Origin of the sequence: Hydrocoleum sp. CS-953 (assembly GCF_002260545.1) — a bacterium.
GTDB lineage: Bacteria > Cyanobacteriota > Cyanobacteriia > Cyanobacteriales > Microcoleaceae > Trichodesmium.
In genome coordinates, this window is record NZ_LGSU01001339.1 from 1 (window position 1) to 10,317 (window position 10,317).

7 protein-coding genes are annotated in these 10,317 nt (G+C 35.6%); 5 read left to right on the forward strand and 2 right to left on the reverse strand.

The window, feature by feature from the left end; genetic code table 11:
- Positions 1-317: 317 nt before the first annotated feature.
- The 3 genes from AFK68_RS46405 to AFK68_RS25115 all read left to right on the forward strand — a co-directional run.
- Positions 318-1,452: tetratricopeptide repeat protein (locus AFK68_RS46405; protein ID WP_371357552.1), on the forward strand; the 1,135-nt coding region annotated here is incomplete at its 3' end.
- A gap of 408 nt (positions 1,453-1,860) precedes the next feature.
- Complete coding sequence (locus AFK68_RS46410; protein ID WP_371357553.1) at positions 1,861-3,198, forward strand: CHAT domain-containing protein; 1,338 nt, start codon at positions 1,861-1,863, stop codon at positions 3,196-3,198.
- A 150-nt stretch (positions 3,199-3,348) separates the two neighbouring features.
- On the forward strand, positions 3,349-3,954 hold the full coding sequence (locus AFK68_RS25115; protein ID WP_094676032.1) for a GNAT family N-acetyltransferase: 606 nt from the start codon (positions 3,349-3,351) through the stop codon (positions 3,952-3,954).
- A 1,307-nt stretch (positions 3,955-5,261) separates the two neighbouring features.
- Here the strand turns inward: AFK68_RS25115 and AFK68_RS25120 are convergent.
- A complete protein-coding gene (locus AFK68_RS25120) occupies positions 5,262-6,698 on the reverse strand; it encodes a BCD family MFS transporter (RefSeq protein ID WP_094676034.1) in 1,437 nt (478 codons plus the stop codon).
- A 374-nt stretch (positions 6,699-7,072) separates the two neighbouring features.
- On the opposite strand from AFK68_RS25120, the gene AFK68_RS25125 reads away from it, so the two are divergent.
- Together AFK68_RS25125 and AFK68_RS46415 are read left to right on the forward strand one after the other, a co-directional pair.
- Positions 7,073-7,870 (forward strand): aldo/keto reductase (locus tag AFK68_RS25125; RefSeq protein ID WP_246844452.1); only part of this gene is annotated, 798 nt, incomplete at its 3' end.
- A gap of 16 nt (positions 7,871-7,886) precedes the next feature.
- The gene (locus AFK68_RS46415; protein WP_371357554.1) at positions 7,887-8,225 is read left to right on the forward strand and encodes an aldo/keto reductase; all 339 of its coding nucleotides are present in this window, start codon (positions 7,887-7,889) and stop codon (positions 8,223-8,225) included.
- Positions 8,226-8,712: 487 nt separating this feature from the next.
- Here the strand turns inward: AFK68_RS46415 and AFK68_RS25135 are convergent, their stop codons facing one another.
- Positions 8,713-10,077 carry a pentapeptide repeat-containing protein gene (locus AFK68_RS25135; RefSeq protein WP_168186648.1) on the reverse strand — a complete coding sequence of 455 codons (1,365 nt, stop codon included), beginning with the start codon at positions 10,075-10,077 and terminating at the stop codon, positions 8,713-8,715.
- Positions 10,078-10,317 lie beyond the last annotated feature (240 nt).

The window sequence follows — 10,317 nt, forward strand, 5'->3', positions numbered from 1 at the left end:
CCCCTACTCCCCTACTCCCCTACTCCCTTACTATCTTAATTATAAGTGTTCAACCGGACATGGTATAACTGGATATTTCGGGAGAGTCAACGTATTTAATGCTTAGGCTTTTCTCTCCCCACTTCCCCATCTCTCCACCCCCCCATCTCTCTATCAGAAAAGGGTTTTAGGAGTTCCTTATAAGCGATAGCTTTTTTAGGAGAGATAGGGATAAAAATCCGTGGCATTCTTTTTCATACTTGATACAAAATAATACTATTAATAATATCTCACCCCTAAAAGCAGGGTTTTAATAAAAATTACATTAATGAGGTTTTATGCTGAATTTATTCTTGGTTAAAATATGCCTTCTTGCTTCTGTATTTTTGCTTCTGCCTTATACCTTAATTTTGAGAATTAAAACAAAAGAAGTTCAGGCTATTTCCCTGAACAATAATCAAGTAAAAACTAGCCAAATAAATTGGGATATACTAACTCAAGCCTCGACCATATCGGCTAGTAGATTAGAAGCACAAGCACAACAACTTTTTCAAAAAGGAGATTTGTCTGGAAGTATACCTTTGTTAGAAGCAGCTATTAAGAATTATGCAGCTCAAGGTGATGATTATGCTCAGATAAGAGCGCTCAGAAATTTAGGTTTAGTTTATCTCAAACTAGGAAAATGGCAAAACTCAGAAGATATACTTAATAATTGTTTAAATCTAATTCAACAAATATCAGATAATCAAACAACAGCACAACTTACGGCTAGTGTTTTAGAAGTAAAAGGTCAATTACTATTATCTATTGGTCAAGCAGAAGCAGCTTTAAATACTTGGAAAGAAGCCAGTAAAATTTATCAAGAAATTGAAAACTATCTAGGATTAACTCGTAGTAATATTAATCAATCTCAGGCTTTACAAGCATTGGGTTTATATTCTCAGGCATTGAAACAATTAGAAATAGCTAGAGAAAATTTGCAAGACCAGCCAGATACTATTATTAAAGCAAAAGCATTACAAAGTTTGGGTGATGTACTGCGAGGAATAGGTCAAGTACAAGAATCTCAAAAAGTTTTAGAGTCTAGTTTGGAAATAGCAGAAAATTTACAAGCACCAGAAGAAATAGCTATAATTTTAATTAGTTTAGGCAATACAGCTATACTTTTAGAAAATCCTGAAGCTGCTAATTTATTCTATCAAGAAGCAATAGACGAATCACCTATAACAGAAATTAAAATTCAAGCAATGCTGAATCAGTTCAACCTTTTTGTAGAACAAAAACAATATTTTGCTGCTACAGAATCAGTTGAAAATATTGATAATTTACTGAAGCAATTACCAATTTCTCAAGCTGCTATTTATGCCAGAATTAATCTAGCTCAAAGTTTACTAGAATTACGAAAAGCCGCATTGGCAAATGGTAAGAATCAACCATTATATTCAACCGAAAAAATTGCCGATTATTTGGTAANACCTTTTTGTAGAACAAAAACAATATTTTGCTGCTACAGAATCAGTTGAAAATATTGATAATTTACTGAAGCAATTACCAATTTCTCAAGCTGCTATTTATGCCAGAATTAATCTAGCTCAAAGTTTACTAGAATTACGAAAAGCCGCATTGGCAAATGGTAAGAATCAACCATTATATTCAACCGAAAAAATTGCCGATTATTTGGTAAAAGCAGTTCAACAAGCAAGAAATTTAGCAGACACAAGAGCCGAATCTTATGCTTTAGGTAATTTGGGAAAATTATATGAGCATAATCAACAATGGAATGAGGCAAAAGACTTAACAGAAAAAGCTTTAAATTTAGCTCAATCTATTAATGCTGCTGATATTGTTTATCAGTGGAAATGGCAATTAGGTCGGATTTTAGTGGCTCAGGAAAATAAAGAAGAGGCTATATTAGCTTATTCTCAAGCAGTAGAAACTATCCGTACTCTACGTAGTGATATAGTTGCCGTAAGTTCAGAATTAAAGTTTGATTTTAGAGATAGTGTAGAACCAATTTATCGTGAATTAGTAGAGTTACTTTTACAACCATCTGAGTCTGGTCAAACAGATACTATTAGTCAAGAAAATTTGAGACAAGCACGAAAAATAATTGAAGCTTTACAGTTAGCTGAACTGGATAATTTCTTTCGGAATGCTTGTTTAGATGCTCAACCAGTAGAAATAGATTTGGTAGATAAAAATGCAGCTATTTTCTATACAATTGTTTTGGAATATCGGCTGGCGGTCATCTTAGCTATACCAGAAAAACCTCTAGTTTATTACACAACAAATATATCAAAAAAAGAAGTAGATTCAACTGTTAAAAGTCTGCAGGATGCTCTGACAAAACCTCAAAAAAGAATCTTTTTCGAAAACTATTGGGAACCTGCTCAAAAAATCTATAATTGGTTAATTAATCCTATTGAAAAACAATTACAAGCTAATAAGATAAAAACTTTAGTATTTGTATTAGAAGGAAGTTTGCGTAATGTTCCTTTAGCTAGTCTTTATGATGGTGAGAAATATTTAGCTCAGAAGTATAATGTGGCGATCGCTCCGAGTCTGGAGTTAATAGATCCTCAACCATTAGCACGGAAGAAACTGGAAATACTGAGCATGGGAATAACTGAAGGTCGTCAAGGTTTTCCACCACTACCGAATGTGAGAAAAGAATTAGAGGATATTCAAAATCAAACTTCCAGCGAAATTTTACTGAATGAGTCGTTTACAGAAGAGGAAGCTAATACTGAAGTTGTTAATACTACTTATCAAGTAATTCATATAGCAACCCACGGCGAATTTAGTTCCAATATTGAGGATACTTTTATTTTGACTTGGGATGAGAAAATTAATGTTGAGGAATTACGAAATATGATTAGATCGGGTACTCAACAAACCAGACCAATAGAATTATTAGTATTAAGTGCTTGTCGTACTGCTGCTGGAGATAACCGAGCAACATTAGGGTTAGCTGGAATTGCCGTGAGAGCGGGTGCAAGAAGTACCATTGCTAGTCTGTGGTATGTGAGTGATGAAGCGACTGCTGTATTGATGAAAAATTTATATCAAGAGTTAATAAATCAAGAAATTACTAAAGCAGAAGCTTTGCGTCGAGCGCAACAACAAATTATAAAAGATGCTCAAACAGGAATAGTTAATCCAGAATTTGAGCATCCTTATTTTTGGTCAACTTTTATTTTGGTAGGAAATTGGCTGTAAATAATTGATAATTGATAATTGATAATTGATAATTTTTTATTGGTTGTTTGATTTGGTTGATTTGACAATAGTTGTTAGGAGTTTTAAGAGTTCTATACAGTTAATTTCTGAGAATATAGCAATCCTATTTTATTAACGCTAAACAAAAATATGATTAGACAAAAAAAGATGATTAGACAAATAATTGAATCTGACTGGGGTTATATTGCTGAAATTGAAAAGCAAGCTTATCCTTCCATTACAGAGTCTACTGGTGTCCGTAGGACGAATGCAGAGTCTATTGATGTCCTACGCGCGAAAAATATCCTTTCTCCTGAAACTTGCTTTGTATTTGAAGTTGATTCTATAGTTGTGGCTTTTTGTTTATCACACCCATATCCGGCAAACTCTCCTCCCAGCTTAAATAGCAAGATTGATGAAGTAATTCAAAGTTCAAATTTGTTCATTCATGATATGGCTGTTAAACAAACTCATTCTGGACAGGGTATTGCCACCAAACTATTTAACCATCTATTATCTGTTGCTGTAAAACTTAATTATCATTCTATGTCTCTCGTTGCAGTCCAAAATGCTTTTTCTTTCTGGGCTAAATTTGGTTTTGAGATTGTTGAAAACTTTTCTGTAGACTCATCCTATGACAAAACATCGGTATTAATGAAATTAGAAAATCTTGCTGAAGCACTAGGATATAGTAAATTAAAATCATCCCGCATTTATGCAACGCCCATAGCTAGATTCACCAAAGCCGATAATTGATAATTGATGATTACTATATCCGAATCCGAGTCATTGCGACTGAAATCGAAAATCTCAAAACTATTGCGCAATAGTTTAATGACAGCCAAAATAACTATGCTACTATAACAGTATCTAAGAGAAGTAGTCGTGCAAAATTAATAATTTCGTCTCTAAGTCTGACAGAGTGAGAAGTTAATGCACAATTAATTTTGCTTAAGCACTTATAAAAACCGTTGCGCGACACTTGAAATAAAAATCAACTATTGTACAATAGTTGAATGAATAATCAAGCAAAGAGAAAGGAAGCGATCGCTAGTTATATCATATCCGGTTGAATGGGTTTGGAGACTAAACCCCTACGAAGATTTTAGGAAAGCAGAAGGAAGAAGGTTTTTTCCATTGTCATCTTAATTTTATATACGCTCCAATGCTACCGGACTTGATATTATATACAATCCGGATAATTACTATAGCTTGCGTCCGCAGCGACTGGAACGGAGTGGAAGGTTTGCGGAGCATTCCGGAACGGATAGCAATCTCAGNTCCGGATAATTACTATAGCTTGCGTCCGCAGCGACTGGAACGGAGTGGAAGGTTTGCGGAGCATTCCGGAACGGATAGCAATCTCAGAGATGCGCAGAGATTGCTTCCGCTTCGTCGCTGCGGACAACTGTTCAACCGGATTTTATATTAAACACTTTATCTAAAAATCTCAAAACTATAACGTAATAGTTTTAATCACTATTGGTAAAGACTTTAATTTGGGCAAAGGTTTGGAGACCAAACCCCTACAGTATTTATTGACATACTCCCGACGTTGCCCTTACGGGACAAAGCGGGATTCTTCAGTCTGGGAAACCCTGACCGCTGTTTATACAGAGGTGATGTCCTCCCCCTGTGTTGATCTGGATAATAACAAAATGTACCTAGCTTGTCAAAGGCATATGAACAGCTTATGAAGGTATCCGAATCTTAGCCCTGGGTTTCCCATACGACGCTAAAGGTGCGGGAGAGCGCGGGACTTCCCGTCAGGGAAGTTAAAAGTCAGAAGTAGGAGCATCTTGCCCCCGTATATTATAGCAACCGACTCGCTCAAAAGTCTAAAAACTGTTGCACAATAAACATCTCCCAAAAAGAGGGAGTAGGGGGAAATAATTGATTTTATTATTGACGATCGCCAGATGTCTAATAGTTTAATCAGGACTTACGCAAAGAAACCGGGTTTTTAGGATAAATCGTTGTTTTTAACAATAAATATTGACGAAAAAACCCGGTTTCTCGGTTCGCATGGCTTTAGTCCTGAATTATCAATTATCCATTATTCATTAATCTAATTCTCCTTCTAAAATAGTAGCGATCGCCACACTTGCATTATCTTGAAATTCTCGGACATTAACTCTATTTAACAAGAAAATTGACAGTATCATTCCTATTCCTGCTGCTATAAAAACCAAGCCATAAGCAAACATTGGTACATCAAATAAAAACCGACCAAAATCCAAAGCAGCACCACCAATAACTGTAGATAAACCTCTTGCCATTGCTTGTGCTAATCCCCAAGCACCGATAAAAGTTCCCGCTGTTTCTGCTACGGTTAAATCTAACATTAAACTGAGAGAAGCAGTAGTAGTTAAACCAGCAGCCAAACCATACAAAAATAAAGCACTTTTAAATAAAGAAACTTTACCAGTAAACCCAGACATAACTATCAAGATAAAACTAATAGTTGTTGCTATACATCCAACTTTTAAAGAATTTTTCTTACCCAGTCTTGGTACTACTAAAAATCCTGTTGTACCTAATCCAATTAAAGTTCCCATTCCCGAAACAGCATTCAATCTAGTAGTCTCAGAAATTGCCATAGAAAATATTTCCCCACCGTAGGGTTCTAAAACTGCATCTTGCATAAATAAACTAATAATTAGAACAAATACAAACGTAAAAAATAAACCCGTTTGTCGATTAGCCGTTAAAATCTTTAAAGTTGTTGCCAGAGTAATTTTATCTTCCCGGTTAGCAATAGTTGAACGGGTGCGATAACGAGAGTATTTTTGTTCAACTCCCACAGTACCAACAAAAGCAAAAACCAACACAATTGCTGGTACTTTAATAAACAAACTATTAACAGAAGCTTTAACAGTTTCTAATGGAGCATCCACACCAACTTGCTTCAACAAAATACTACTGGTAATCGCGCCAATAATAATTCCTACCATCAACATTGACCATACTATACCCACAACTTTAGAGCGATTATCCTCATCAGAAACATCTACTAATAAAGCAGCAAAAGGTGTACCACTAGCACTTAAAGCCAAACCATAAATTATAAACATTAAACCTAATATACCAATCCAAAAATAAGTAGGATTAGTCCAACCATTAATTCTTAAACTATCACCAACCTGCCACATAACTTGCACGGCAAAAAAAGCAGTCACCGTAAATAAAATTGCTCCTATCCACATATAACCAGTCCGATGTTGACCAAATAAAGGTTTAGCATCAGACATACTCCCAAACCAAACTCTTGCTGGTGCCATAAATTGATATAATGACAAAGTTATTGCTACAATCGTGGCTGGTATTACTAATTCAGTAATCATCACTCGGTTTAAAACTCCGAGAGTTAAAACTGACATTATTCCTAATCCCATTTGATAGAAACCTAATCTAAACATGGTAAATAAATTAAGTTTGGGCGGATTTTTTTGATTCTCAATATTATCTGGTTTTCCGACTTGTAAATCTTCTATTGTCATGGTTATATTAATAGGAGTGAATTAATATCTATTTAGATAGAAATTTGACTGACAATAGCTTATATAACCGTAGGTTGGGTTGAGAAACGAAACCCAACATTTAAGGGATTTGCAACTTAATAAAGTACCAATTATTAGTACATAAAAAAAGCCTGTTTCTGTCATTGCGAGGCGGTGATATTAGACTCAACCTTAATCGGAAAGAGTCAACCTAGCCGAAGCAATCTCTACTCTATAAATTAGCTGGTAGTCTATTTTTTTGCTAGTCCCTAGGGTTTTGTTGGGTTTCACTCCGTTTAACCCAACCTACATTTTTAGATGTGTCAGTCTACTACTAAGCAAATCATTATACATTAATTAGGAAATTTTTCAACATGGCAACAACTTCTTTAGGTAAAACAGGAATAAATGTTAATCCCATTTGTATTGGCACCTGGGCTTGGGGCGATACACTTTTTTGGAATTATGGCAGTAATTATGGTGCAAATGAAGTAGAAGCTGCTTTTAAAACTTCCTTAGAAGCTGGCATAAATTTCTTTGATACTGCTGAAGTTTATGGCAATGGTTTATCAGAAGAATTGCTAGGAAAATTTATGCAAAAAACTGAACAACCTGTGCAAATTGCTACTAAATATGGTCCGATGCCTTGGCGGTTTTTTCCAGAGTCGGTTGCTGATGCTGTAACTGCTAGTTTGAAACGATTAATAGTGCCGAAAGTTACTCTTTATCAAATACATTGGCCTTTTACATTTTTTATGAGTCAAGAAACTTTATTAAATGCTTTAGCAGATGAAGTTAAGCAGGGCAGAATTGAAGCGGTTGGTGTTAGTAATTATTCTGCGGAAGAGATGCGTCAAGCTTATGAAATTCTAGAAAAAAGGGGAGTAATATTAGCAACAAATCAAGTGAGATATTCTTTGCTTTCTCGTCAAATAGAAAGCAAAGGAATTTTGCAAAAAGCTAGGGAATTAGGAATTACAATTTTAGCTTATAGTCCTTTAGCTCAAGGATTATTAACTGGCAAATATACTGTCGAAAAACAACCTATGGGCGCTCGTAGATTTGATTCTCGTTTTCAGAAGAGTGGTTTAGAAAAAATTGCACCTGTCATGTCTTTGTTAACAGAAATTGGGGATAAATATGATAAGACTGTGGCACAAGTTGCACTTAATNGAATTAGGAATTACAATTTTAGCTTATAGTCCTTTAGCTCAAGGATTATTAACTGGCAAATATACTGTCGAAAAACAACCTATGGGCGCTCGTAGATTTGATTCTCGTTTTCAGAAGAGTGGTTTAGAAAAAATTGCACCTGTCATGTCTTTGTTAACAGAAATTGGGGATAAATATGATAAGACTGTGGCACAAGTTGCACTTAATTGGTTGATTTTTCAAGATAGTGTAATTCCTATTGCTGGTTGTAAAAATTCTGAACAAGTTCGACAAAATGCAGGAGCAATAGGTTGGGAAATGACTGAGGAGGAATTTAATCAATTGGAGGAAATTACTCGCCCTTGGTTAAGTTGAGTTTATCCCACTAATACTAAATTAGTTGCTATTAGTGGGGATAATCAAATTTTTGCTAGTGGGAGTATTGATGGAGCTTTTCTATTTTCTTAGCGGGAAGTTCAGTAGGGTGCGTTAGAGAAGCGTAACGCACCAAAAAAGAGAAAATGATGGNGGAGGAATTTAATCAATTGGAGGAAATTACTCGCCCTTGGTTAAGTTGAGTTTATCCCACTAATACTAAATTAGTTGCTATTAGTGGGGATAATCAAATTTTTGCTAGTGGGAGTATTGATGGAGCTTTTCTATTTTCTTAGCGGGAAGTTCAGTAGGGTGCGTTAGAGAAGCGTAACGCACCAAAAAAGAGAAAATGATGGTGCGTTACGGCATAATTTTAGATTTGACATACCAATCATACCTATACAGAAATGCCTAACGCACCCTACTGTATTCTGAAAAAGTGTTTCTATTTTTTGAACGGACTAGCGGGAGTATTGATGGAGCTTTTCTATTTTCTTAGCGGACTCAAAGTTAAGGGGTCTTCTAGGGAGTCTTCAAAAATAGCTCCTTTCTCAATGAGTTCTTGTTTTAATTCTCTAGTCATCCCTAAACTATTACTGCTAAATTTAGCATTCGTTACTATAGACTTTTCAAAGTCAACTCCAATGAGGTTAGCTCCACTGAGGTCAGCTTCAAAGAGGTCAGCTTCAAAGAGGTTAACTCCACTAAGGTTAGCTCCACTAAGGTTAGCTCTACGGAGGTCAACTCCACTGAGGTCAGCTTCAAAGAGGTCAGCTCTAATGAGGGATCTACTAAGGTTAGCTCCACTGAGGTTAACTCTACGGAGGTTAGCTCCACTGAGGTCAGCTTTAAAGAGGCTAGCTCCACTAAGGTTAGCTCCTCTGAGGTTAGCTCCTCTGAGGTTATATCCACTGAGGTTAGCTTCACTGAGGTTAGCTTCACTGAGGTTAGCTTCACTGAGGTTAGCTCCACTGAGGTTATATCCACTGAGGTTATATCCACTGAGGTTAGCTAGACTAAGGTCAGCTTGACTGAGGTTAGCTTGACTAAGGTCAGCTTGACTAAGGTCAGCTTGACTGAAGTTAACTCTACTGAAGTTAACTCTACTGAGGTCAGCTCCACTGAGGTTAACTCTACTAAGGTTAACTCCACTGAGGTTAGCTTCACTGAGGTTAGCTTCACCAAGGTTAACTCCACTGAGGTTAGCTTCACTGAGGTTAGCTTCACTAAGGTTAGCTCCACTAAGGTTAGCTCCACTAAGGTTAGCTCCAATGAGGTTAGCTCCAATGAGGTTAGCTCCAATGAGGTCAGCTCCACTAAGGTTAGCTCCAATGAGGTCAGCTCCACTGAGGTCAGCTTTTGCAAGATTTAGAATTTTAAACTCTTTTCTACTACTTCTAATTTTCTGAACTAAAATTTCTTTTTGATCGACACCAGTAAGAGCTGATTTTAACTTAGCAATATCAGTATAAGAAACATTTCCAGCAATAGTAAATGCTAACTTCTGCTGATTATCTTCAACAAAACTCACATCCTCTATTGGAATATCAAAAATATCTTTCAGTTCTCCTGACTTAAAAGAATTTTCTAACTTTTCCAAATCTTCTTGAGTACCATTCAAGAAAAGTTTAATACTTCCTTCATCAATATCATAAATTGTCAATGAAGCTGCATTTAAAGTTTGTCTTAAATGCTTTTCAATTGCTTTCAAAGTAGTTTTATCTTTTCTTTTAGCCGTCCCAGAAATAATATAGCTAATTTCATATTCTTCATCTTCCTCTTGACAACCATCTAAAGTTTTTTCAATAGGAGATTTATTCTTGACTAAATTAACTGTCACGTCAACTTTCACATCAGATTTATCAACATTATTATTGTTACCTTGTATATTCTCATTACCTTGTACATTCTTATTACCTTGTATATTCTCATTACCTAAAATAGTTGATTAATTCATAATAAATAAACGAGATTAATTTGACGTATTTGGTAATTGATTTATAACAAATATCAATGTCACATCATCCAAATTTTTCCAGCAGCATATCCTAGATATCCAGCAACTTTTTTAACAGTGGGAAAAAGTTCATTA

Coding starts and splice junctions, on each gene's coding strand:
- AFK68_RS25115 (WP_094676032.1), top strand. CDS start 3,349: ATGATTAGACAAAAAAAGATGATTAGACAAATAATTGAATCTGACTGG.
- AFK68_RS25120 (WP_094676034.1), bottom strand. CDS start 6,698: ATGACAATAGAAGATTTACAAGTCGGAAAACCAGATAATATTGAGAAT.